We start from the raw sequence: 22,482 nt of genomic DNA, 5'->3' as shown, positions 1-22,482 counted from the left end.
CCGCAATCGAGGAATGTGACTACCGTAACCGAAGTTGACTCGCTTTGGAAGCGCTCCCAGCGACTGCGAGTACCGAGGTCCCGGCCGTGCCCTCACCCGGCGCGGGTGAGGACGGTTCACCCGGCCCGGCGGCAGGCTCGGACCCCGGCGGACCTCGGCCGCAGCCGCCACCGGTCCGCCACGCCCCGTCGAGGCGCCACGAACGCGGTGGCCGCCGCGAGGGCCAGCGAAACGCGCAGGGAGGAGGCCAGATGGCGATCGCCGAGATCGACCGCACCGACCAGGACATCCAGTCCGCCGTGCTCGACGAGCTGACCTGGGAACCGAGGGTGCAGCCGCACGAGATCGGCGTGACCGTCGCCGAGGGCGTCGTCACGCTCACCGGCCGGGTGGACAGCTACGCGAAGAAGTGGGCCGCCGAACGGGCCGCCCACCGGGTCGCCCGGGTCCGGGCGGTCGCCAACGACCTGGCCGTACGACTGGCCGACGGCGGCGAGCGCGCCGATCCCGACCTGGCCGCCGCGGCCAGCCACGCGCTGGAATGGGACGCGTTCGTGCCCATCGAGAAGCTCCAGGTCACCGTCTCGGCCGGCTGGGTGACGCTGCACGGCGAGGTCGAGTGGGAATACCAGCGCCGAGCCGCCGAGCGGGCCGTGGGACGGCTCACCGGCGTACGCGGGCTGAGCAACGGCATCACCGTGCGGCCGACCGCCGCACCGGACGGCCGAGATCTGGCCGACCGGATCGTCGACGCCCTCGCCCGCGCCGGGGCGACCGAGGCCGAACGGATAAGCGTCCGGGTGCACGGCGACACCGCGGTGCTCGCCGGGTTGGTCCACTCGATGCCCGAACGGGCCGAGGTCGAGCAGGTGGCGTGGTCCGCCCCGGGCATCCGGGAGGTGCAGAACCACATCGCCGTCGCGCCGGTGCTGCGCTGACCGAGCGCGGGCGAGCACCCGGCGGGCGCTGAGCGAGCGCGGGCGAGCACCCGACTCGCGCTGAGCGAGCGCGGGCGAGCACCCGACTCGCGCTGAGCGAGCGCGGGCGAGCACCCGACTCGCGCTGAGCGAGCGCGGAACCACCCGGGGTGGGTGAGCCGGACTCACCCGCCCCGGGGACAGGCTGGGGGCATGAGTGATCCGAACGGGCTGATCCGACCGGGGCGTCCCGCGCCCGGTTTCACCCTGCCGGCCACCCCGGACGGGGCCCTGACCGGGCCCGAGCAGTTCCGAGGACGACCGGTCGTGCTCGCCTTCTATCCCGCCGACTGGAGCCCCGTGTGCGGGGACCAGATGTCGCTCTACCAGTCGGCGGCACCCGTGTTCGCCCAGTACCGGGCGGTGGTGCTCGGCATCTCGGTGGACAGCATCTGGTCACACCGGGCGTTCGCGGAGAGCCGGGGCATCGAGTTTCCCCTGCTTGCCGACTTCGAGCCGAAGGGCGAGGTGGCCCGCCGCTACGGCGCGTACAACGCGCAGGGTGAGTCGGACCGCGCGCTCGTGGTGCTGGACCCGGCCGGGGAGGTGACCTGGAGCTACGTGTCGCCGCCCGACGTCAACCCGGGCGCCGACGGCATCTTCGACGCGCTCGACCAACTCGCCGCCGATCGGAAGGTGATGACCGGATGACCACGCCACTGCAGGTGACCGCCCGACTCCGGGACCCGGTCACCACCGAGGACCACATCCGCGGGCCGGCCGACGCGGCGGTGACCGTCGTCGAGTACGGCGACTTCCAGTGCCAGTTCTGCGGTGCGGCGTACCCGAACCTGCACGAACTGCTGCGGCAGCGGGCCGACACCGTCCGGCTGGTCTACCGCTACTTCCCCATCGCCAACGTGCACCCGTACGCCGAACGCGCCGCCGAGACGGCCGAGGCCGCCGCGGTCCGGGGCCGGTTCTGGGAGATGCACGACTGGCTCTACGAGCACCAGGACCAACTCGACCCGGTGCACCTCTCGCTCGGTGTCGAGCAGGTCGGCCTGCCGCCGGACGAGTTGAACGCCGAGGTGGAGAACCGGGCGCACGCGGACCGGGTGCGCCGGGACTTCGTGGGTGGCATCCGCAGCGGGGTGAACGGCACCCCCACCCTGTTCGTCAACGGTGTCCGCCACGAGGGCGGGTACGACCTGCCCGATCTGCTGGCGGCAGTGGACGGGGCCGGCGACGCCTGACCGCCGACCCGCTCAGATCAGCCGCAACTCGCGCGCCCGCCGGACCGCTTCACGCCGGCGGGTCGCGTCGAGTTTGCGGTAGATGTTGCGTACGTGGGTCTTCACCGTGTTGACCGACAGGGACAGCTCGCTGGCGATCTCCACGTTGGACAGGATGCTCTGCAGGTAGCGCAGGATGGTCAGCTCCCGCTCGGTGAGCGGCTCGTCGAGCCCGCCCCTCGGCTCGGCGGCCGGCCGGGCGGCGCTCGGGCCGGCACCGCGTACCAAATCGCTGACCAGGGTGAAGTGGGCGGTGCCCGCATCCAGGTGGGCGGCCAGCAGGTCCCGGACCGGCCCTCCGGCGTGGGTGAAGACCCGCCGGCAACCCTGCGGCCCGGCCAGATCCAGCACCTGCTCCAGGAGCCGGCCCGCCCGTCGCCCGTCCCCGGCCTGCTCGGCCAGCACCGCGTCCAGCAGGCCCGCGTCCAGGCGTACCGGCAGGGGCCAGGCCGTGGCCGCCGGCGCCTGCCAGCCCGGCAGGCCGCGGCCGGCGGCAGCGGCGTCGCCGGCCAGCAGCTCCACCTTCGCCGACGCCACCGCGAGCACCGGGTCGGCGCCCGCGTCGGCCAGCAGGTCACGGGCGGCGTCCAAATCGCCCCGCTCGGCGCGCAGCTCGGCCTCGGCGGCCCGCAGCAGACCGGTCAACTCGACGGCGGACGGCTTGTCGGCAAGAGCCTCCCGAGCCCGGACGAGAAGTCGTTGGCCGGCCGCCGGGTCGCCGGCGTCGCGGTGCAGGTGCGCGCGGCACAGCGCGGCGACCGCCGCGGCCACCGGTTCGTCGCGAGCGCCGGCAGGCCAGCCGTCCGCCTCCGGATCGGGGCCGCCGACCCGGTCGCCGGTGACGCCGAACGCCGGGCCGGCGAGGTTGAGGTTCGCCGTGGCCTCGTCGGGCTGGTCGCGCAGCAGCGCCACCTGGGCCAACGCCAGGTACGCGTAGGCGCAGTCGAGCCGACAGGACCAGCCCCGACACGGCGGCATGCGCAGCGCTTCCCGGGCCGCCTGCTCGGCCGCCCGCAGCTCACCGCGGACCGCGAGCAACAGCGCGGCGCGGCTGGTGGCGACCAGTTCGGTGCGGGGCCGGCGCGCCTCCCGGCCGGCCGCCCGGGCGCGGACGAACCGGGCGGTCGGCAGCGCGCCGCCGGCCAGCTCGACAAGCCCCAGAGCGGTGCCGGTGAACGCCCGCAGGTCGGCGTCGTCGGCGGCGCCGCCCCCACCGGACGTCGGCGCGGACCCCGCCGTCGACGCGGAGTCCGACAGTCGAGTCGACGCGGAATCCGGCGGGCGGGTCCGCAACAGCCGGGCGGCGGCGGCCCGCACCTCCACCGGGTCGTCGGCGAGCCGGGCCACGGTCAGCTCCAGCACGGTGACCAACCGCAGGAATCGTTGCCGGCGCGGCACCGGCAGGTCTCTGGCGTGTCCGGCGGCGGCGCGCAGGTGACCGGTGGCGGCCGCGAGATCGCCCGCGAAGGCGCGTTCGGCGGCGTAGGCAAGGGCCACCTCCGGGTCGGCGCGGATCACCTCGGCCGGCGGGGCCACCGGCGCAGGGGCGTACGCCGGGGAGCTGTCGTACCGGATCAGTTCCGGCCAGTGCGCGACGAACAGGTCGCCGGCCAGGTCCCACCGGCCGGCGGTCAGCGCGTGCCGCAGCGCGTCGGCCGGCCGTCCGTCGCCCGCGTACCAGTCGGCCGCCCGCACGTGCAGATCGCGTACCTCGGGGTCGGGCAGCCGGGCCAGGTCGGCGCGGAGCAGGTCGGCGAGCAGCGGGTCGCAGCGGTACCACGGCGGTCGGGTGTCCTCCCGGTGCAGCAGTCCACCGGTCCCGGCCAGGTCGGCGAGCGCCCGCCCGGCGTCGGAGCGGCCGGTCAGCGCCGCGGCCAGGTCCGCGCAGACGGCCCCGACGACGGCGGTCCGGCGCAGCAGGTCCTCCTCGGCCGGGTCGAGCGTCGCCAGCACCTCCTCGCGGAGGTATCCGGCGATCTCCGGTTGGTCGCCCCCGAACTGCCCCACCCAGCGCCCCGGGTCGGGCTGCCCGCGTACCGCCAGGGCGGCGATGCGCAGGGCGGCCGGCCAGCCCCCGGTGCGTTCGCGCAACTGGCGCACGTCGGTCGCCGGCAGGGCCGCGCCGTGCGCGGTGAGCAGGTCGGCCACCTCGTCGTCGGTGAACGCCAGCTCGTCCGGGCCGATCTCGGTCAGCTCGCCCGCGAGGCGGAGCCGGTGCAGGGGCAGGTGCAGCCCGGCCCGCGCCCCGATCACCAGGCGTAGTCGCTGCCCGGCATGCCGCAGCAGGAACTCCACGCCGCTCAGCGCCGCCGGGTCGGCGACCCGGTGCAGGTCGTCGAGGATCAGCAGCACCGGCCGGTCCGCGGCGGCGAGGGTGGCGGCCAGCACCTCCAGTTGGTCGGGGCGGGGCGGCCGGTCGGGCACCGGGCCGTCCTCCGCCGACCCGGTCGCGGTCCGTAACGCCGCCGCGAGGTACGCCCAGAGCCGAGAAGCGTCGTCGCCGACCTCCACCGACACCCACGCCAGGACCGGGCCGGCCGGGACCGAGAGGTCGCCGGAGTCGGGCACGACCGCGCCCGGCGCGACGTCGGGCGTCCCACCGTCCAGCCGCGTCCACGTGGCGAGCAGTGTGGTCTTGCCCCAGCCGGCGGGGGCGGCGACCAGGGTGACGGGTCCGGCAGCGCCCTCGTCCAACCGGCGCAGCAGCCGGGGCCGGGCCAGCACCGGCTCCGGGGGCACGGCCGGGCTCAGCCGCGACGCGAGCAACGGTCGCTCCGGTGCCGTGTCCACGCGTACACGACTCTGCTGTTCCGGCACTCAGCCCCACCCCCACCACGCGCTCCGCCCCCGGTCGGCGAGCGGTTACCCGGCGCGGGCCGGTTCACCCCTTCCGGGCGAGCACGCTTCACCCGACCGCGACCGACGATCGGGGGACGTGGACGGGGAGGACGTGGGACCGGTGGGAGCGATGGGACGGCTGGTGCGGGCGGGACCCGCCCTCGGCGGCGCGGCGCGGACCGGGATGCGCCGGCTGCGCGTACCCCGGTGGCACGGCCGCGGTGGCGGGGACCGCGCCCCGGTCACCACGCCCCGGTGGGAGGTGGTGACCGTCGACCGGCCGCCCGAGCAGGTGCTTCCCGCTGGTCCGTGGCCGGAGCCGCTGCGCCGCCTGGACGGCGCCGTCGAGGTGCGGGTGCGGCCGGCGCCCGGCGACCGGGGCACCGAGTTGGCCGCCCGGCCGGTGGCCGGTGCCACCCCGCCGGTCGGGCTGGCCGCCCACCTGGTCGGCGACGACCCGGGTCTGCTCGTCCGCCGGGCCCTGCGCCAGATCAAGCAGCGGGTGGAGGCCGGCGAGGTGCTGCGCGCCGACCGCTCCGCGCTGGACCGCCCCGAGGTCCGCGGGTGAGGGCGCTGTGCTGGGTGGCCGCCGACGAGGTGGCGGTACGCGAGGTGCCCGACCCGGAGCTGCGCAACGAACGCGACGTCATCGTCCGGGTCCACCGCAGCGCCACCTCGGGCGGCGACCTGCCGCTGCTCGCCGGCCGCAACCCGCTGCTGCGCGCCGGCGACGTGCTCGGAGCCGAGTTCCTGGGCGAGGTGGTCGAGGTCGGTCCCGGGGTCCGCCGACACCGCAGCGGTGACCGGGTGGTCGTCGGCGCGAGCGTCGCCTGCGGCGGCTGCTGGTACTGCCGCCAGGGCCTGCACTCCTGCTGCGACAACGCCCATGCCGACCCGGCGAGCGCCGACCCCGGATGGGAACGCGCGGACGCCGGCTGCTTCGGCCGTCCCCGGGCGGCGGGCGGGTTCGCGGGCGGCCACGCCGAGTACGTGCGGGTGCCGTACGCCGACGTGGGCGCCTTTCGGGTGCCGGACGCGGTCGACGACGACGGGGCGGTGTTCGCCGCCGACGCGGCGCCGACCGGGTGGCTGGCCGCCGAGTTGGGCGCCGTGCGTCCCGGTGACGTGGTGGCGATCTGGGGTGCGGGGGCGGTGGGCCAGTTGACCGCGCGGGCGGCGGTGCTGCGCGGTGCCGCCCGGGTGCTGGTCGTCGACAGGTACGAGGAGCGGTTACGGATGGCCGAGCGGCACGTCGGCGCGGAGCCGCTGGACTACCGCCACACCGACGTCGCGGCGGAGCTGCACGACCGCAGCGGTGGGCGGGGTCCGGACGTCTGCGTGGTGGCCGTCGGCACGCCGCCGCCCGAGCGGTTCGGTGGCCATGCCGACCGGCCGGACGCGCGACGCGAGGCCGTGCACGCGTGCCGCAAGGGCGGTGTGGTGGTGCTGCTGGGCGGGATGGACGGGTTCGTCGACGCGTTCCCGCTGGGCACGGTGACCGACCGACGGCTGACGCTGCGCGGGGCCGGCCGGCCGGACCTGCGGGACGTGCCGATGCTCCTGGACCGGATGGCCCGCGGCGAGCTGCGCACCGCACACCTGGCCACCCACCGACTGCCGTTGGCGCACGGCCCCCAGGGGTACGAGCTGTTCCGGGACCGGGCCGACGGCTGCGTACGCGCCGTGTTCACGCCCTGACGCCCTCCTCGTGAGCTGCCGTCGGGCACCGCGAATGGCACACTCTGGGCATGGCTGGGGAGCGGACGTACGACGTGGTGCTGTTCGGGGCGACCGGGTTCACCGGCGGCCTGACCGCCGATTACCTGGCCCGACACGCGCCGGCCGGGCTGCGCTGGGCGTTGGCCGGGCGTAACCCGGACCGCCTCACCGCCGTCCGGGACCGGCTCGCGGCGGTCGACCCGACACTCGCCGACCTGCCGCTGCTCACCGCCGACGTGACCGACGCCGACTCGTTGCGGGCCGTGGCGGAGAGCGCGCGGGTGGTGGCCAGCACGGTCGGCCCGTACGTCCACCACGGCGAGCCGCTCGTCGCGGCCTGCGCGGCGGCCGGCACCGACTATCTGGACATCACCGGCGAGCCGGAGTTCGTCGACCTGATGTACGTGCGCCACCACGCCGAGGCGACCCGCACCGGCGCGCGGCTGGTGCACGCCTGCGGGTTCGACTCCGTCCCGCACGACCTGGGCGTCTGGTTCACGGTCAAGCAGCTTCCCGCCGACGCTCCGCTCACCGTGGACGGTTACGTCCGCGCCGGTGGTCGGTTCTCCGCCGGCACCTACCATTCGGCGCTCACCGCGTTCTCCCGTACCGGGCAGGCCAGCCAGGCCGCCCGGGAGCGCCGGGCGGTCGAGCCGCGCCCCACCGACCGCCGGGCCCGCGCGGTGCCCGGCCGGCTGGCCCGCTCCGCCGAGCTGGGCAGTTGGACCGTGCCGCTGCCGACAATCGACCCGCAGGTGGTCCGCCGGTCGGCGGCGGCCCGACCGGAGTACGGCCCGGACTTCCGGTACCGGCACTTCGCCGCCGTGAAGCGGCTGCCCACCGTGCTGGCCGGCGCGGTCGGGCTCGGCGCGCTGATCGGGCTGGTGAAGCTGCCGCCCAGCCGACGCTGGCTGCTCGGCCGGCTCGCCTCCGGGCAGGGGCCCACCCCCGAGCAACGGGCGAAGTCCTGGTTCCGGGTCCGGTTCGTCGGCGCCGGCGGCGGTCAGCGGGTGGTCACCGAGGTGGCCGGCGGCGACCCGGGGTACGACGAGACGGCGAAGATGCTCGCCGAGTCGGCGCTCTGCCTGGCGCTCGACGAGCTGCCGCCGACCGCCGGCCAGCTCACCCCGGTCGCCGCGATGGGCGACGCGCTGCTGGACCGGCTCGTCCGGGCCGGCCTCACCTTCCGGGTGCTGGAACGCTCGGCTTGACCCTCGACCGGGTCGAGGGGGCAGGATGCCCAGCGTGAGTGACCTGCACAGCATCGGCGAACTGGCCCGGGCCAGCGGCCTGACCGTCAGCGCGCTGCGCTTCTACGACTCGGCGGGGGTGCTGGAGCCGGCCCTTGTCGACCCGGTGACCGGCTACCGCTGGTACACCGACGAGCAGATCACGCCGGCCCGGTTGGTGGCCGGGCTGCGCCGCATCGGCATGCCGGTCCCGGAGATCGCCGCCGCGGTACGCGCCGAGCCGGCCGCGGTGCGCCAGTTGCTCGACACGCACCTGCGCCGGTTGGCCGACGGCCTCACCGACGCGCGCCGCGAGGCCGCCCGGCTCCGGGCCCTGGTCGACCCGGCCCAGCCGGCCACCACCTCGCTGCTGCTCTCCCCCACCGACCTGGCCGCCGCGCTGGACGCGGTGCGCTTCGCCGTCGGCGTCGACCCGGAGCTGCCGATGCTCTCCGGCGTACTGCTGGACGTGGAGCCGGACGGCGTACGGCTCGTCGCCACCGACAGGTACCGGATCGCGCTCGCCCGCGCCACGGCGGACGTCGACGGCCCGCCGGCCCGGGTGTTCGTGCCGGTGGCCCTCGTCGACCAGCTCCGACCCCTGCTCGACGCCACCGACGCCCGGCCGGTGTGGCTGAGCGTGGCCGGCGCGGAGCTGCGGGTGCTGGTGGCCGGTCGCACGCTCACCGGCACCGCCCTGCCGTACGACTTCCCCGACTACCGTCGGCTGCTGCGCAAGGCCGTCGGCGAGCGGCCGGCCGCGTACCGCATCCCGGTGGACGTGGTGGCGCTGCGCGCGGCGCTGCGGGATCCGGCTGCTCCCACGCTGGCCCGCGAGTACGCCGGCACGCCGCTGGCGGTCTCCGTCCTCGGTCTCGACGACTCCGGCGGCCTGCGCCTGCTGCACCCCGCCGAGCTGTCCACGGCCGACCCGGCCAACGATCGGGTGGGCGGGCTGCGATTCGGGGTGAACGGCGAGTACCTGCTCGACGCGCTGGACGCGGCCGGCGGCCCGCAACTGGTGCTGGAGCTGGACGGGCCGATCGCCCCGCTGGCCGTGCGCCGCCCGAACGACGAGGACACCTACTCCGTGTTGATGCCGATCCGGCTGTAGAAACCGGTCGCGCTCCCCGTCCCCGGGTGGAAACGTGCGCGACGGTAACATCTGATGGTTCACCAGTGAACCCCGGACGGAGGCGTACAGAGCAGCATGCTCGACATGGAGTTGATCCGGAAGGATCGCGAGGCGGTGGCGACCGCGCTGGCGAAGCGTCTGGATCCCGCCGAGGTCAGCCGGGCGCTGGACGAGATCCAGCGGCTCGACCAGGAACGCCGCGCCCTGATCACGGGGATCGACGCCGAGCGGCAGCGCCGCAAGGCGGAGGCCCGGGCGTACGCGCAGGCGAAGCGGGCCGGCGAGGAGCCGCAGGCCGCCGCGCCGGAGGCCGAGCGTCAGCAGCTCGCCGAGCTGGAGTCCCAGCTGGACGAGGTGCAGTCGCGGCTGCGCACGGCGATGAGTGAGCTGCCCAACCTGCCGGCCGACGACGTGGTGGCCGGCGGCAAGGAAGCCAACCGGGTCGTGAAGACCTTCGGCGAGCCGCCGGTGATCGACAAGGTCCGCGACCACGTGGAGTTGAGCCGCGCGCTGGGCCTCGTCGACTACGAGCGCGGGGTCAAGCTCGGTGGGTCCGGCTTCTGGATCTACACGGGCATCGGCGCCCGGCTGGAGTGGGCGCTGCTCAACTACTTCATCGACCAGCACGTCAAGGCCGGGTACGAGTTCCTGCTCCCGCCGCACCTGCTGCTCGACTCGGCCGGCTTCGCCGCCGGGCAGTTCCCGAAGTTCTACGACGACGTCTACCACCTGGACGCCGAGTCCGCCCCGCGCGGGCAGTTCCTGCTGCCCACCTCGGAGACGGCGATCCTCGGGGCGTACCAGGACGAGATCCTGGAGACCCCGAAGCTGCCGCTGAAGGCCTTCGCGTACACGCCGTGCTACCGGCGGGAGTCGGCCGGCTCGCACTCCGACGAGCGCGGCACGGTGCGCGGGCACCAGTTCAACAAGGTGGAGATCTTCCAGTTCACGCTCCCGGAGCAGGCCGACGCGGCGCTGGAGGAGATGCTCGCCCACGCGGAGAGCCTGGTCGAGGGGTTGGGCCTGCACTACCAGCGCAGCCTGCTCTCCGCCGGTGACGCCAGCGCGTCGATGAAGAAGACCCTCGACATCGAGGTGTGGATGCCGAGCACCGGCAAGTACAAGGAGGTGTCGTCGGTCTCGTGGGCCGGCGACTACCAGGCTCGGCGGGCGGCCATCCGCTACCGCGAGCCGGGCGGCAAGCAGACCCGATTCGTGCACACCCTCAACGGCTCGGCGCTGGCCACCAGCCGACTCTTCCCGGCCATCCTGGAGCAGAACCAGCAGGCCGACGGCAGTGTCCTGATCCCCAAGGTCCTCCAAGACCGCCTAGGAACAGACCGCCTAACCCCGCGCTAGCCCCCGCGTCCCCGCGTCCCGGCCCAGCCCTGTTGATCATGGAGTTATTGCCCCTCGCCTCGGCGTGTCGCGGCAATAACCTCATGATCAACAGGGCTGGGCTGGGTGGGCGTGCGGTGGGAGCGCTTGATCAGGAGTGCGGTCAGGACCAGGGTTCCCAGCGCGGCCAGCAGCACCTGTGGGCCTACGGCGTCCAGGGTGTCGGCCAGGGTGTGTTGTAAGCGGGACGCCGCCTGGATCACCGGGTCCCGGAGCGCTTCTCGCCGGCCGGCGGCGAGCCTTAACTCGTACCAGCCGTACCAGGCGACGTACCCGCCGGCGAGCAGCAGCACCAGGCCACTGAGCCGGGGCACCAGCGCACCGGCGACGCGCAGCCGGGCCACCAGGCCGTCGCGCAGCAGCGCCACGCCGAGCGCGGCGACCGCGACCACCAGGCCCATCCCGAGGGCGTACGCGCCGAACAGCGCCAACCCGCGCCCGGTCGAGCCGGCCTGGAGGCTTGTCACCACGATGGCCAGGAACGGCGCGATGGCGCAGCCGAGCGACGCCAGCGCGTACGCCGCGCCGAACAACGCCATCGACGGCCAGGTGCGGGTGAGCCGGGGCGCACGGGCCGACCAGCCGGGCGCGGGCAGCCGCCGGCCGGCGATTAGCCAGCAGCCGGCCACCGCCAGCAGCACGCCGAGCACCACGGTCATCCAGGGCAGCCGGGGCCGCAGCCAGCCGGCCAGCGGCGCGAGCGCCAGGCCGAACGCGCCGAAGACCAGCACGTACCCCAGGGTCAGCCCGGCCGCCGCGGTGAGCGCGCGGCCGACCGCGCCGCGGACGTCCGACGCCCCGGCGACCAACAGCGAGAGGTACGCGGGCAGCAACGCGAAGCCGCACGGGTTGACCGCGCCGAGCATGCCGGCGGTCAGCGCGAGCAGCAGTGGGCCGCTCACGCCCCGGCCAGTGCGGCGACCCTGGCGGTGAGCGCCTCACCGTCCAGGAACCCCTTGTGGACGACCGCGCCGTTCCGGTCGATGATCACGAAGATGCTCTGCTCGGTGACCCGGAACCGCTTCCAGAGCGCGCCCTTGCTGTCCTCGATCTGCGGCGTCCCGGCGAGGTCGAACTCGGTGACGAACTCGTTCATGGCCTTCCGCTCGCCCAGCCCGGCGACGCCGACGATCGGCACGGTGTCCCGGTAGCGGGGCGCGATCTCGGCCACCGTCCAGGCCTGGCTGGCGCAGGTGGCGCACCACGGCGCCCAGAACCACAGCACCACAGGCTTGCCGGCGAGCTGCGCCGCGTCGAACGCGGCGCCGCCGAGGGTGGTGCCGGTGAAGCGCAGCACGTCCGGAACCTGCGCCGGGGGCGGCGAGCTGGTCGCGGTGGGGGCGGGGGTTGACGCGGTACCTGTGGTGGCCGGCGCGGTACCGGCGACCGCCGCTGGCGGACTGGCCGTGCCGGTGCAGGCGGCCGTGCCGAGGAGAGCGGCGGCCAGCGCCGCGGCGGTGCCGGCACGGCGGGCCGCACCAACCCCCGACGGTCGCCTCCGGGTGGGCCAGCTGGGCATGCGCGTCTCCGTTCGTTCGGCGAGAGGGCGCCCTTGCCTACTCGGCCTTGGCGAGGCGGAGAGCCAGCTCGGGGCATACCTTTACCGCCTTCAGCGCGCCCTCCCGCAGCCAGGTCGGCACGGGGGTGGGCGGGAAGGCGGGATATCCGTTCGCGTCGAGCCGGATGAAATCCGGTACGACGTGCGCGCACAGGCCGTGCCCGTCGCAGCGCGACCAGTCCAGGGTGAGCTTCTGCGGGTTCGCGTCGGGTGCGCCGGGCAGCCCCATCACACCCTTGACCCGTCGGCCACAGCCGTCACCGGTGCTGTGCAGCCGCAGGTCCTCGGCGAAGACCTCGATCGCGGAGAGCGCGAAGCGGGCGGTGCCGTCCGGGTGGCTGCACGCGCCCCGGCCCTTCACCTCGCCTGCGGCGGCCCGCACCACCTCGGCCGGCTGACTCCCGGCCACGGCCAGGTCCACCGCGCGGGCCAGGTCCGGCAGGCCCATCTTGCACGGTCCACACTGGCCGGCGGACTCCCCGGCGAGGTAGCGCACCACCTGGGCGGCCTCCCCGAGCGGGCAGGTGTCGACACCGAGCGGGACGATGATGCCCGCGCCGAGCGTGCCGCCGACAGCGGCCAGGCCCTTGCGGGACACCTCGGCCTTCTCCGCCGCCTCCGGGGTGATCCACTTGCCGTGGTAGCCGCCCATCAGGATGCCCTGGGTCTCCGGCACCTCGCACAGGTCGAGGACGTCGCGCAGCGGCATGCCGGCGGTGCACTCCACCACGGCCGGCCGGCCCGCCGCGCCGGTCACGGTGAGCAGCACGGTGCCCGGCTCGTCGTCGGTGCCGAGGGCCGCGTACTCGTACGGGCCGAGTCGCGCGCCGACGGCGAGCTGCGCGTACGTCTCGGCGTTGGACAGCAGGGTGGGCAGGCCGCTGACCCCGGAGTCGCTGGAGCGCTTCTTGGTGCCGGGCGGGATGTGCGGCAACCCGTTGATCCCGTTGACAAGCGCGCCGCCCTCGCCGGAGATGAACCGGTGCGGCACGGTGACGATCGTCGTCAGCACCGGCATCCGGCGCTCTTCGAGGGCCTCCATCAGCGACTCCCGACCGACCCCGTCGTCGGCCACGCCGATCACGATCTCGTCGGCGTCCAACGCGTACGCGGCCAGCGCCGCGCCGTCCAGGATCAGGTGCGGGGCACGGGTGAGCAGCACCTTGTCCTTCCAGCTCGCCGGCTCCCCCTCGGTGGCGTTGACGACCACGACGGCGGCGAGGTCCTGCCGTTCGCAGGACTCCAGCACCGCGCGCAGTTTGCGGGCGAACGGGAAACCCGCACCGCCCTTGCCCTTGAGCTGCATGCCCTCGGCGAGCCGGAGCAGTTGCGCCGGCTCCATCGGGCCGATCGGGCCGTGCACCTCCTCGTGTGCGGCCAGGTCCAGCCGACCGAACTCGGCGAAGCCGGCGGTGAGCCGAGGCTCCCCCACGCAGGCGACGGGCGGCACTGTCGTCCGCATCACTTCGCCTCACCCCGCAGCCCAGCCCAGTACGCCCCGTCCACCGCGTCGGCGCTGGCCTTGCGGCGCTTGGCGGACCGGCCCTCGCCGGCTGCCCGCCGAGCGCGCCGGGACGCCAGGTCGACAAGGGTCGGGGTGTCGTCGACGGGCGGCGCGACCTCGTCCGGCACGTACCGGGCCGGCGGACGCCAGTAGTCCGGCTCCTCCGGCACGTCGTCCTCGGCGCTGTGCCGGCCGCTGCCGCTGCGCGGCGCCGCCGAGATGGGGCTTGCCGAGATCGGGCCGGCGGAGATCGGCTCGGCGGAGACCGGCTCGGCAGCCTGCCACCGGCGCGGGCTGTCCCACGGCTCCTCCGGCTCGACCGTCGGCTGCGGCGGCGCCGAGTAGCGGCTGCCGTCGTCCTCGCTGCGGGACCGGCGGCGGGACCGCTCGGTGGCCGGCTCGTCGGCGCGTCGCCGACCGCTCGGAACGGCCTCGTCCCGGGTACGGGAGCCGCGCCGCCGGGTCACCGGCTCCAACTCGTCCTCGTCGTCGCGTCGGCGGGTGTCGGTCTCCTCCACGCCGCGGCGGGCCGATCGGCTGGTCGTGGACTCCTCGACCCGCCGGCCGCGCGAGGTTCGTTCGGTGTCGCGGCGGGCCGCCGGCTCCTCGTCGCGTCGACGTCGGCTCGGCCGGGTCGGCTCCACCAGGGAGCCGGGCTCGGGTACCACCGGCACGGTGAACCGTTCCGGGTCGCGTCGCGCGGCCGGCGCGGCCCACGTGGCGGTGGTGGTCTCCGCCCAGGCGGGACGCTTGTCCGCGTCGGCCTTCTTGCGGCGGCTCAGCCCGGCCAGCAGCGACCGGCCACTGTTCGTCTCGCTGGTCCGCCCGGCCAGCACCGCGTTGCGCACCGCCGCCTGGTGCTGTTCGCGGCTGCGTCGACCGATGGTGACCGAGAGCCGGACCAGCAGGGCCAGCACCACGAGCAGGATGCAGCCCAGGTAGCTGAACACCACCCAGGGCTGCGCGGCCCGGCCGGCGTTGAGGCCGTGCAGCACGGCGAACGGCCAGGCCAGGTACGCGGTGGAGTGCAGCGTGCGCCACAGCCACTTGGGACCGACGCCGGCGAAGCGGGCCCGGATGATGCCGGTCCAGATCACGCTGACCATCAGCAGGGCGGCCACGGTGCCGAGCCCGACGTAGAGCCCTCGGCCACCGACGAACGGCACCAGCGCGTCGGTCGCGGCGGCCCGCCCAGTGGCGATCTTGGTGAGGACGTGGAAGCCGAGCCCGGCCACGCCCAGCACGCCGGTGGCCCGGTGCGCCGACTGCATCAGCACCCGGTGCGAGATGCGCAGCACCAGCCGATCGGTGGCGAGCAGGCCGAGCATCACGGTGAGGCTCAACGTCACCAGGGAGATCACCCCGGCGAAGAACTCGGTGAAGAAGAAACCGTACGCGTACGCCGTCTGCCCGGCGCCCGTGAGCATGATCGCCGCCCACAGTGCCGCGAGCGCCGACGCGATCAGCAGTGTGGTCGCCGACCGTGACGGTGTGCGTACCCCCCGACTGCTGGCGCTGGTCCGGACGGTGGCCGCCTTCTGGTTCTGCTGTGCCCGGGCCATGTGCTCCTCGATCGTCTCGCGGCGGCGTACCACCGGCCGACCCCTGCTCCCCCATCCAGTACGGACCGGCGGGGCGCGCGGATCATCCGTCCGGAAAATTTCTGGGCCGCGATCGAACCGAACCGTGTCGACGTGCGTTTCGGCGCACGCCCGGGACCTTCGGTGGGCGCGTATCGCCGAACCGGGAGCCCGGCGGCGTCCGCCACCTTAGAGTGGTTTAGTGCCGTTTGACCGAAACTCCCCGTACCGTCGCCGCGGCCCCTGGGTGGCCGCCGCCATCGCCGTACCGACCCTGTTGGTGGCCGCGCTCCTGGTGGGCCAGGCCCTGACCCCCGGCACGACGGCCCCCGACCGACGGATCGCGGCGGCCGACCCGACGCCGAGCAGCGCGGAACAGAGCCCCGAGGAGTCGATCCCCCCGGCCGCGCCCGCCCCGGCCGGGCTGCCGGTCGTCGACTACGACCCCGCGCCCGGAGGCTTCCCCACGGACCCGGCCACCCTGGACACCACGCCGCTGACCGAGGGCGTGCACCCGACCAGGCGGATCACCGCGTACGACGCGCCCGGCGGCCGGCCGCGAGCCTTCCTCGAACCCATGATCAGCGGCGTCGACCTCACCATGCCGATCGCCGACCGGCGCGCCGGCTGGACGGCCGTCCTGCTGCCCTCGGCCAATCGGCGACTCGCCTGGCTGCCGCCCGGTGGGTTCGACACCGTGGCGCTGCGCGACCAGATCGTGGTGGAACGCGCGGTCCACCGGCTCACCTGGTACCGGGCCGGCACGGCGGTGCGTTCCTGGGAGGTCAGCCTCGGCCAGTCGGGGCAGGAGACCCCGCTCGGGCGGACCTTCGTCCTGGGCCGCACCCCGCCGCCCGAGGAGGTCTACGGCGGGGTGGACATCTACGCCCTCGGCTCGGTGCCCGACGACCCCGAGTCGGTGCCGGCCGGGCTGCGGGGCGCCCACATCGGGGTGCACACCTGGCACGACGACGACGAGTTGGGCGAGAACACCACGAACGGCTGTATCCGCCTGACCCGCAGCGGTCAGCGGGAACTGCTCGCCGAGGTCCGCCCCGGCAGCAGCGTGGTGGTCGTCGACAAGCTGGCCGCACCGCCCCCGACCGCCTGACCGGCAGCCGTCACTCGCCGAGCAGCCAACCGTTCTGCTCGGCGACCCGGATCGCCTCGGCCCGGTTGCGGGCGCCGGTCTTACCGATCACCGCCGAGAGGTGGTTGCGTACCGTCCCCTCGGACAGGTGCAGCGCCCCGGCCAGGTCGGCGACCGTGCCACCGCCCCGGGCGGTCCGCAGCACCTCGGTCTCCCGGTCGGTCAGCGGGCTTACCCCGGCGGCCAGGGTCTCGGCGGCCAGGGTGGGGTCGACCACCCGCAGGCCGGCGTGCACCCGACGAACCGCGTCGGCGAGTTGCCGGGCCGGGGTGTCCTTGACGACGAACCCGCTCGCGCCGGCCTCCATCGCCCGACGCAGGTAGCCCGGCCGCCCGAAGGTGGTCACCACAAGCACCCGGCAGGTCGGCAGCGCGATCCTTAGGGCGGCGGCGGCGGCGATCCCGTCCAGGCCGGGCATCTCCACGTCCAGCAGGGCGACGTCGGGGTTGCTGCGGCGGGCCGCGGGCACCACCTCGTCGCCCCGGCCGACCTCCGCCACCACGCTCAGGTCCTCCTCCAGCGAGAGCAGCGCGGCCAGCGCGCCGCGGACCAGCGCCTGGTCGTCGGCGAGCAGCAGCCGGATCGGCGGGGCGGCGCCGCTCACCGGGCCCCCGCCGAAGGCACTCACCGGGCCTCCGCCGGGGCGTGCACCCGGAGCAGGAAGCCACTCCCGTCGCGTCGGCGACCGACGCTCACCACGGCGTCCAACTCCCGCGCCCGCTCCCGCAGGCCGACGAGCCCGTGCCCGCTGGCGTCCGGGGTGGAGGGACCCCGACCGTCGTCGCTCACCTCGACCCCGGTCGGCTCTACTCGGATCGCGCAGCACCGCGCCCCGCTGTGCCGGACCACGTTCGTCACCCCTTCCCGCACCGCCCACCCGAACAACCGGTCCCACTCGTCCGGCAGCGCCGGCACCTCGGCCGGCAGGTCCGCCGCGATGCCCGCAGCGGCCAGCGCGGAGCGGGCGCCGGCCAGCTCCGCGGCCAGGGTGACCTCGCGGTACGCCCCGACCGTCTGCCGTACGTCGGCCAGCGCCGCGCGGGCCAGCGCCTCCACCTCGGCGATCTCGACGGCGGCGCGCTCACGGTCCACCTCGATGAGCCGGCCCGCCAACTCGGCCTTGATGGCCACCACGGTCAGCGAGTGCCCGAGAATGTCGTGCAGGTCGCGGGCGGCGCGGGCCCGCTCCTCGGCGACCGCGAGCCGGCCGATCTCCCGCTGGGCGGCCTGCAACTCGCTGTTGCGCTGAGCCAGGTGAGCCACCCCGAACATCGCGAACGAGGCGAGCAGCACCGCGAACGCGATGCCGCTCTCCGTCTCCCACCCCGGCACCAGCCAGGACGTCAGCGCGGGGGTCACGGCACAGATCAGTACGACGGCCAACGCCTCCCGCAGGGGCAGCAGGAACACCGCCGCCGCCGCCACGTAGACAAGCGTGGCCATCCAGTCTCCGCCGGTGCCTGGCATGCTGGCCAGGCCCACCGCGAGCAGCAGCACCAGCCCGACCCGCGCCCGACCCGCCGGGATCGGCCGCAGGGTCTGGCGCTGCCTGCGGGCCCACTGGAAGAGCAACACGTAACCGGCGCCGAAGGCGACAAGGGCCGCCACCCCGACGATCCGCCGCCACGGCTCCGGCTGGTGCAACGCGGTGCCGAGCGGCACGTTGAGGAAGAACAGCCACACGGCGGCCAGCAGCCAGCCGATGCGCCGCCAGTGGCGGCTCACCGGCCAGGGCTGCGCGGTCGAGAGGTCCATCGGGTTCACGCTAGCGCCTGCTTCATCAGGGCGGTCGAGCCGCTCAGACCCGCGCGGTGTCCCGGCGGAACAGCCGGGATGCGCCGACACCGAAGACCAGCGCCCAGCCGACGAGGTTGACCACTGCCGCCACGCTCACCCCGTCGCCGGTCAGCGGGGCGCGGGCCAGCACCCCCATGCCGTACACCGGGGTGAACTTCGCGACCTGCTGGAGCACCTCGGGCAGCACCTCGACCGGGACGAACAGCCCGCCGAACATGGCGAGCACGGCCAGGATCGGGCCGATGAACTGCATGACGTTCTCGGCCGGCACCAGATAGCCGATGAACAGGCCGAACGCGGCGAAGACCAGCGAGCCGACCCAGGCGGCGAGCCCGGACAACAGCCAGACGTACACGGGGATGCGCACACCGGCCGCGGCGCCCACCAGAAACTCGACGACGACGGCGAGCAGGCCGAGGGTCATCGCGGTGACCAGCTTCGTCGCCACGTACGCGGTCGGGCGCAACGGGGTGAGCCGCAGTTGACGGCTCCAGCCCAGGGCCCGCTCGGTGGCGACCGCCCCGCCCGCGCTGGTGGTCGCCACCATGGCCGCGTACACGGCCAGGCTGATCATGACGTACGCCGTGACCGGGCGGCCGTTGTCCAGCGACTGCCCGCCCTGCGGCAGACCGAAGATGAGGAAGAAGACGCCCGGCATGATCAGCGTGAAGGCAAGGGTGCGGCGGTTGCGCAGCACCCGGCGCAGCTCGATGCGCAGGACGCCCGGGGCGAAGCCGCCCAGGGCGGGCAGCCGACGGTCCGGCTCGACGGCACGGGTGGGGGTGGGGGTGACTGTGGTCATCTCAGGCTCCGGGGTGCGCGGTGGTCAGGGCGAGGAAGGCGTCCTCGAGGTTGCGGGAGGTGATCTCCACGTCCCGCGCGTCGGTCCGGGTCAGCAGGTGTCGGGCGATCGCGTCCGAGTCGCCGGTGCGCACCAGGACGCTGTCGCCGCGTACCTCCACGGCGTCCACGCCGGGCAGCGCGGCAAGCGCGGCCTGGTCGGCGCCGGGCAGGGTGGCCCGGACCGTGCGGCCGGCGGCCAGGTTCTTGATCTCCGCGGTGGTGCCGTCGGCGACGATGCGCCCCTGTCGGACCAGCACGATCCGGTCGGCGTACGCGTCGGCCTCGTCCAGGTAGTGGGTGGCGAAGATGACGGTCCGACCGGCCCGCGCGTCGCGACGCAGTGCCTGCCAGAAATCCCGCCGGCCCTCGACGTCCATGCCGGTGGTCGGCTCGTCGAGCACCATCAGATCCGGGTCGGGCAGCAGCGCCAGCGCGAAGCGCAGCCGCTGCTGCTGACCGCCGGAGCACCGCCCGACGATCCGCCCGGCGATGTCGGCGATACCGGCCCGCTCCAGCACCTCGGCCGTCGGGCGGGTGTGCCGGTAGAAGTGGGCGCTCATCTCGACCGTCTCGCCGACGGTGAGGTCCTTGAGCAGCCCGCCGGTCTGGAGCACGGCGGCGACCCGACCTCGGGCCACCGCGTCGTCCGGGGTGCCGCCGAGGATCCGGACGCTGCCCTCGTCCGGGCGGGCCAGACCGAGCAGCATGTCGATGGTGGTGGTCTTGCCCGCCCCGTTGGGGCCGAGGAACGCCACCACCTCGCCGGGCTGCACCCGCAGGCTCAGCCCCTCGACTGCGGTGACCGCGCCGAAGGTCTTGGTGAGGCCGTTCAACTCGACGGCCGGATGCGTACTGGTCATGGCACTCATGCTCCGGCGACGCGGACCTCGCCACCCGGAGCGGTCGTCACGTTCCGACCGTGACATTTGTCAGGGGCCGTCCCCGGACGCGTGACGGCGGCGGGAGCGGAGCGGGCCGCCGTCGGCGCTCCATCGCCGGCGGGGAGGAATTCCCGGCGCGGCAGCGGGTAACCGCCGGGCCGGACGCCGCGACACCGGGAGGACGCGATGGGTGCCACGCCGCAGGGCCAGGTCGACACGGTCGTGCTGATCCACGGACTCTGGATGACCCCGCGAAGCTGGCAGGGGTGGGTGGAGCGGTACACCCGACGCGGCATGCACGTCATCGCCCCGGCCTGGCCCGGGATGGACCGATCCGTGGAACAGTTGCGCGACGATCCCACACCCATCGCCGACCAGAGCATGGCCACGATCGTCGCGCACTACGACAAGATCATCCGGGCGCTCCCGCGACCACCGATCATCATGGGCCACTCCTTCGGCGGCCTGTTCGCCCAGGTCCTCGCCGACCGGGGTCTCGGCGCGGCCGTGGTCGGTGTGCACCCCGCCGCGGTGAAGGGGGTGCTGAAGGTGCCGCTGAGCCAACTGCGCTCCGGCTTCCCGATCCTGCGCAGCCCCGCCAACCGGAGCAAGGCCGTCCCGTTCACCGCCGACGACTTCGCCTACACCTTCGGCAACACGATGAGCCGCGAGGACTCCGACCGGGCCTGGCTGCGCTACGCCGTCCCCGGTGCGGGCCGGGTGTTCTTCGAGGGCGCCTTCGCCAACGTCGACCCGCGCTCGCCGGCCCGGGTCGACACCACACGCGACGACCGCGCGCCGCTGCTGCTGCTGGCCGGCGGGGCGGACCACGTGGTGCCGGCATCGGTGGTCCGGGCCAACGCGGCGCTCTACCAGAAGTCCCGGGCGCTCACCGCCTACCAGGAGTTTCCCGACCGGTCACACTTCACCGTCGGCGCGGACGGCTGGGAGGAGGTCGCCGACTACGCGCTGGACTGGGCGCTGCGCGCGGCGGCACTGCCGCGGGAGGCGACAATCGCCAGCGAGAGCCCTCGCCGCTGAGCCGTAGCGATCATGAGGCGCAGTCCGCGCAGATGAGCGCGGGCACTGCCCGGTGGTTGATGGGCGGCTTCCGGTGGCTGTCGATGCCTGACGAGATTTGGGATCGAGCGATCGACGTGCAGGTGGAGGCCCTACACGAGGGCGACCACCGGGCGTTGTCCATGGCGGATCTGCTGATCGCCGCCACCGCCGAGCGACACGGGGTCACCGTCCTGCACTACGACGGCGACTTCGATCTCATCAGCGCGATCACCGAGCAGCCCAGCTCTTGGGTTGTCCCACCCGGCACCGCCGACTGATCACGGGGTATGCCTGATGCCTCGGCATGCCCAGGGTCTGGCGGGGTATCTCGGGGGGATGAGGGCCAGTTTCCGACTCGGTCGGATCGCGGGAGTGCCGGTCGGCGTCAACTGGAGCGTTCTGGTCATCTTCGCGTTGATCGCGTGGGGTCTGGCGGCCAATCAGTTCCCCCGCTCGTACCCGGACCGCTCGTCCGTGGCGTACCTCCTTGCCGGGTTGGCCGCGGCGGTGGTCTTCTTCGTCGGCCTGCTGGCCCACGAGGTGTCGCACGCGGTGGTGGCCAAGCGCAACGGGCTCACTGTCGACGGCATCACGCTGTGGCTGTTCGGCGGCGTGGCCGAGTTGCGGGGCGAGCCGCGCGACCCGGGCGCGGAGTTGCGGATCGCCGGCGTCGGTCCCCTGGTCAGCCTGCTGCTCGGGGCGTTCTTCGGCGCGATCGCCGCGCTGCTCGCGCTGGCCGGGCAGGACGGGCTGCTCTTCGGGGCGGTGGCGTGGCTGGCCGGCATCAACGTGCTGCTGGCCATCTTCAACGTGCTGCCGGCCGCGCCCCTGGACGGTGGCCGACTCCTGCGCGCCGCGGTGTGGAAGGCCACCGGCGACCGGACCAGAGCGTCGGTGGTCGCGGCGCGGGCGGGCTGGGTGCTGGGCGTCCTGCTGATCGGCCTGGGGCTGTGGCAGTTCCTGTCCGGGGTCGGCTTCGGTGGGCTCTGGCTGGCCCTGATCGGCTGGTTCCTGATCGGTGCCGCCGGGACCGAGGAGCGGCAGGCCCGCACCGGCAGCGCGCTGCGCGGGGTCCGGGTGGGCGACGTCATGACGCCGCAGCCACAGACCGTCGCGGCGGAGATGACGGTCGCCGACTTCGTCGACCACTACCTGTTCGCCTACCGGCATTCGGCGCTGCCACTCACCGAGGAGGGTCGGCCGACCGGCCTGGTCACCGTCGACCGGGTACGCGGCGTGCCGGCCGAGCGGCGGGCGACGACCACCCTGGCCGAGGTGGCCTGCCGGGCCAACCAGTTGGTCCTCGCCCAGCCCGGCGAGCAGCTCAACGACCTACTCCCCCGGCTCAGCGACTGCGCCGACGGCCGAGCCCTGGTGGTCACGGACGGTCAGTTGGTCGGCATCGTCAGTCCCAGCGACATCAGCCGAGCGGTCCAACGAAACACCCTCCGCACCCCGGCCACCTCTCGGTGATCATGAGGTTATCGTCGCGACACGCCGCTTGGGGTCAAGGGTTGAGTGCAATCGTTAGGGCGCGATGAGTTCCGCGAGGCGTTGGGTTGGGGTGGCCCAGCCC

At 74.4% G+C, this 22,482-nt stretch carries 21 protein-coding genes; 12 read left to right on the top strand and 9 right to left on the bottom strand.

From position 1 onward, the window contains the following. Window positions 1-251 precede the first annotated feature (251 nt). From ACLQ29_RS29150 to ACLQ29_RS29140, 3 genes are all read left to right on the top strand, one after another. Entirely contained in the window at window positions 252-938 is a 687-nt protein-coding gene (locus ACLQ29_RS29150) for a BON domain-containing protein (protein ID WP_425774627.1), read from the top strand. A 192-nt stretch (window positions 939-1,130) separates the two neighbouring features. Next, on the top strand, window positions 1,131-1,628 hold the full coding sequence (locus tag ACLQ29_RS29145; protein ID WP_425774626.1) for a redoxin domain-containing protein: 498 nt from the start codon (window positions 1,131-1,133) through the stop codon (window positions 1,626-1,628). After that, window positions 1,625-2,173 (top strand): DsbA family protein, encoded by a 549-nt coding sequence (locus tag ACLQ29_RS29140; RefSeq protein ID WP_425774625.1) that lies wholly within the window; start codon window positions 1,625-1,627, stop codon window positions 2,171-2,173. Before ACLQ29_RS29145 ends, ACLQ29_RS29140 begins: the two co-directional genes overlap by 4 nt. A gap of 12 nt (window positions 2,174-2,185) precedes the next feature. On the opposite strand, the gene ACLQ29_RS29135 is transcribed toward ACLQ29_RS29140, so the two are convergent. After that, window positions 2,186-5,029 carry a LuxR C-terminal-related transcriptional regulator gene (locus ACLQ29_RS29135; protein WP_425774624.1) on the bottom strand — a complete coding sequence of 948 codons (2,844 nt, stop codon included), beginning with the start codon at window positions 5,027-5,029 and terminating at the stop codon, window positions 2,186-2,188. A gap of 205 nt (window positions 5,030-5,234) precedes the next feature. Here ACLQ29_RS29135 and ACLQ29_RS29130 point away from each other — a divergent pair, with 205 nt between their 5' ends. The 5 genes from ACLQ29_RS29130 (at window position 5,235) to serS (ending at window position 10,492) form a co-directional block, all read left to right on the top strand. Next, complete coding sequence (locus ACLQ29_RS29130; RefSeq protein WP_425774731.1) at window positions 5,235-5,618, top strand: hypothetical protein; 384 nt, start codon at window positions 5,235-5,237, stop codon at window positions 5,616-5,618. Then, window positions 5,615-6,748 (top strand): alcohol dehydrogenase catalytic domain-containing protein, encoded by a 1,134-nt coding sequence (locus ACLQ29_RS29125; protein WP_425774623.1) that lies wholly within the window; start codon window positions 5,615-5,617, stop codon window positions 6,746-6,748. The genes ACLQ29_RS29130 and ACLQ29_RS29125 overlap by 4 nt, the downstream gene beginning before the upstream one ends. A 50-nt stretch (window positions 6,749-6,798) precedes the next feature. Continuing rightward, the gene (locus tag ACLQ29_RS29120) at window positions 6,799-7,980 is read left to right on the top strand and encodes a saccharopine dehydrogenase family protein (protein WP_425774622.1); all 1,182 of its coding nucleotides are present in this window, start codon (window positions 6,799-6,801) and stop codon (window positions 7,978-7,980) included. Between the two features lie 25 nt (window positions 7,981-8,005). Continuing rightward, window positions 8,006-9,112, top strand: coding sequence for a MerR family transcriptional regulator (locus tag ACLQ29_RS29115; RefSeq protein WP_425774621.1), 1,107 nt, complete (start codon window positions 8,006-8,008; stop codon window positions 9,110-9,112). 96 nt (window positions 9,113-9,208) lie between these two features. Further along, a complete protein-coding gene (gene serS / locus ACLQ29_RS29110; RefSeq protein ID WP_393364102.1) occupies window positions 9,209-10,492 on the top strand; it encodes a serine--tRNA ligase in 1,284 nt (427 codons plus the stop codon). A gap of 44 nt (window positions 10,493-10,536) precedes the next feature. Here the strand turns inward: serS and ACLQ29_RS29105 are convergent, their stop codons facing one another. From ACLQ29_RS29105 to ACLQ29_RS29090, 4 genes are read right to left on the bottom strand one after another with little or no spacing between them, the layout of a single operon-like run. Then, a complete protein-coding gene (locus ACLQ29_RS29105) occupies window positions 10,537-11,433 on the bottom strand; it encodes a cytochrome c biogenesis CcdA family protein (RefSeq protein WP_425774620.1) in 897 nt (298 codons plus the stop codon). Beyond that, window positions 11,430-12,050, bottom strand: a complete 621-nt coding sequence (locus tag ACLQ29_RS29100; RefSeq protein WP_425774619.1) for a TlpA family protein disulfide reductase — start codon at window positions 12,048-12,050, stop codon at window positions 11,430-11,432. The genes ACLQ29_RS29105 and ACLQ29_RS29100 overlap by 4 nt, the downstream gene beginning before the upstream one ends. Before the next feature lie 37 nt (window positions 12,051-12,087). After that, window positions 12,088-13,554: an NADH-ubiquinone oxidoreductase-F iron-sulfur binding region domain-containing protein gene (locus ACLQ29_RS29095; protein ID WP_425774618.1), complete on the bottom strand. Its 1,467-nt coding sequence runs from the start codon at window positions 13,552-13,554 to the stop codon at window positions 12,088-12,090. Next, complete coding sequence (locus ACLQ29_RS29090; protein ID WP_425774617.1) at window positions 13,551-15,188, bottom strand: hypothetical protein; 1,638 nt, start codon at window positions 15,186-15,188, stop codon at window positions 13,551-13,553. The genes ACLQ29_RS29095 and ACLQ29_RS29090 overlap by 4 nt, the downstream gene beginning before the upstream one ends. A gap of 187 nt (window positions 15,189-15,375) precedes the next feature. On the opposite strand from ACLQ29_RS29090, the gene ACLQ29_RS29085 reads away from it, so the two are divergent. Continuing rightward, window positions 15,376-16,284 (top strand): L,D-transpeptidase, encoded by a 909-nt coding sequence (locus ACLQ29_RS29085; RefSeq protein ID WP_425774616.1) that lies wholly within the window; start codon window positions 15,376-15,378, stop codon window positions 16,282-16,284. Between the two features lie 10 nt (window positions 16,285-16,294). Here the strand turns inward: ACLQ29_RS29085 and ACLQ29_RS29080 are convergent, their stop codons facing one another. Genes ACLQ29_RS29080 through ACLQ29_RS29065 form a run of 4 tightly spaced genes read right to left on the bottom strand, consistent with a single transcriptional unit; the run spans window position 16,295 to window position 19,823 of the window. Then, a complete protein-coding gene (locus ACLQ29_RS29080) occupies window positions 16,295-16,951 on the bottom strand; it encodes a response regulator (RefSeq protein WP_425774615.1) in 657 nt (218 codons plus the stop codon). After that, window positions 16,948-18,078: a sensor histidine kinase gene (locus ACLQ29_RS29075; RefSeq protein WP_425774614.1), complete on the bottom strand. Its 1,131-nt coding sequence runs from the start codon at window positions 18,076-18,078 to the stop codon at window positions 16,948-16,950. Before ACLQ29_RS29075 ends, ACLQ29_RS29080 begins: the two co-directional genes overlap by 4 nt. Window positions 18,079-18,121: 43 nt before the next feature. After that, a complete protein-coding gene (locus ACLQ29_RS29070) occupies window positions 18,122-18,922 on the bottom strand; it encodes an ABC transporter permease (protein ID WP_425774613.1) in 801 nt (266 codons plus the stop codon). Between the two features lies 1 nt (window position 18,923). After that, a complete protein-coding gene (locus ACLQ29_RS29065; protein WP_425774612.1) occupies window positions 18,924-19,823 on the bottom strand; it encodes an ABC transporter ATP-binding protein in 900 nt (299 codons plus the stop codon). Window positions 19,824-20,030: 207 nt separating this feature from the next. Here ACLQ29_RS29065 and ACLQ29_RS29060 point away from each other — a divergent pair, with 207 nt between their 5' ends. Genes ACLQ29_RS29060 through ACLQ29_RS29050 form a run of 3 tightly spaced genes read left to right on the top strand, consistent with a single transcriptional unit; the run spans window position 20,031 to window position 22,379 of the window. After that, on the top strand, window positions 20,031-20,885 hold the full coding sequence (locus tag ACLQ29_RS29060) for an alpha/beta hydrolase (protein ID WP_425774611.1): 855 nt from the start codon (window positions 20,031-20,033) through the stop codon (window positions 20,883-20,885). A 32-nt stretch (window positions 20,886-20,917) separates the two neighbouring features. Further along, complete coding sequence (locus ACLQ29_RS29055; protein WP_425774610.1) at window positions 20,918-21,184, top strand: PIN domain-containing protein; 267 nt, start codon at window positions 20,918-20,920, stop codon at window positions 21,182-21,184. A gap of 58 nt (window positions 21,185-21,242) precedes the next feature. Next, on the top strand, window positions 21,243-22,379 hold the full coding sequence (locus tag ACLQ29_RS29050; protein ID WP_425774609.1) for a site-2 protease family protein: 1,137 nt from the start codon (window positions 21,243-21,245) through the stop codon (window positions 22,377-22,379). Window positions 22,380-22,482 lie beyond the last annotated feature (103 nt).

The organism is Micromonospora sp. DT228, from assembly GCF_049841595.1.
GTDB lineage: Bacteria > Actinomycetota > Actinomycetes > Mycobacteriales > Micromonosporaceae > Micromonospora.
This window is presented reverse-complemented; position numbering and strand designations above follow the sequence as displayed.

What these genes read in the sequence shown, in the direction of transcription:
- ACLQ29_RS29150 (WP_425774627.1), top strand. Translation starts at nt 252, where the DNA reads ATGGCGATCGCCGAGATCGACCGCACCGACCAGGACATCCAGTCCGCC.
- ACLQ29_RS29145 (WP_425774626.1), top strand. Translation starts at nt 1,131, where the DNA reads ATGAGTGATCCGAACGGGCTGATCCGACCGGGGCGTCCCGCGCCCGGT.
- ACLQ29_RS29140 (WP_425774625.1), top strand. Translation starts at nt 1,625, where the DNA reads ATGACCACGCCACTGCAGGTGACCGCCCGACTCCGGGACCCGGTCACC.
- ACLQ29_RS29130 (WP_425774731.1), top strand. Translation starts at nt 5,235, where the DNA reads ATGCGCCGGCTGCGCGTACCCCGGTGGCACGGCCGCGGTGGCGGGGAC.
- ACLQ29_RS29120 (WP_425774622.1), top strand. Translation starts at nt 6,799, where the DNA reads ATGGCTGGGGAGCGGACGTACGACGTGGTGCTGTTCGGGGCGACCGGG.
- ACLQ29_RS29115 (WP_425774621.1), top strand. Translation starts at nt 8,006, where the DNA reads ATGCCCAGCGTGAGTGACCTGCACAGCATCGGCGAACTGGCCCGGGCC.
- serS (WP_393364102.1), top strand. Translation starts at nt 9,209, where the DNA reads ATGCTCGACATGGAGTTGATCCGGAAGGATCGCGAGGCGGTGGCGACC.
- ACLQ29_RS29100 (WP_425774619.1), bottom strand. Translation starts at nt 12,050, where the DNA reads ATGCCCAGCTGGCCCACCCGGAGGCGACCGTCGGGGGTTGGTGCGGCC.
- ACLQ29_RS29075 (WP_425774614.1), bottom strand. Translation starts at nt 18,078, where the DNA reads ATGGACCTCTCGACCGCGCAGCCCTGGCCGGTGAGCCGCCACTGGCGG.
- ACLQ29_RS29070 (WP_425774613.1), bottom strand. Translation starts at nt 18,922, where the DNA reads ATGACCACAGTCACCCCCACCCCCACCCGTGCCGTCGAGCCGGACCGT.
- ACLQ29_RS29065 (WP_425774612.1), bottom strand. Translation starts at nt 19,823, where the DNA reads ATGACCAGTACGCATCCGGCCGTCGAGTTGAACGGCCTCACCAAGACC.
- ACLQ29_RS29060 (WP_425774611.1), top strand. Translation starts at nt 20,031, where the DNA reads ATGGGTGCCACGCCGCAGGGCCAGGTCGACACGGTCGTGCTGATCCAC.
- ACLQ29_RS29055 (WP_425774610.1), top strand. Translation starts at nt 20,918, where the DNA reads ATGAGCGCGGGCACTGCCCGGTGGTTGATGGGCGGCTTCCGGTGGCTG.
- ACLQ29_RS29050 (WP_425774609.1), top strand. Translation starts at nt 21,243, where the DNA reads ATGAGGGCCAGTTTCCGACTCGGTCGGATCGCGGGAGTGCCGGTCGGC.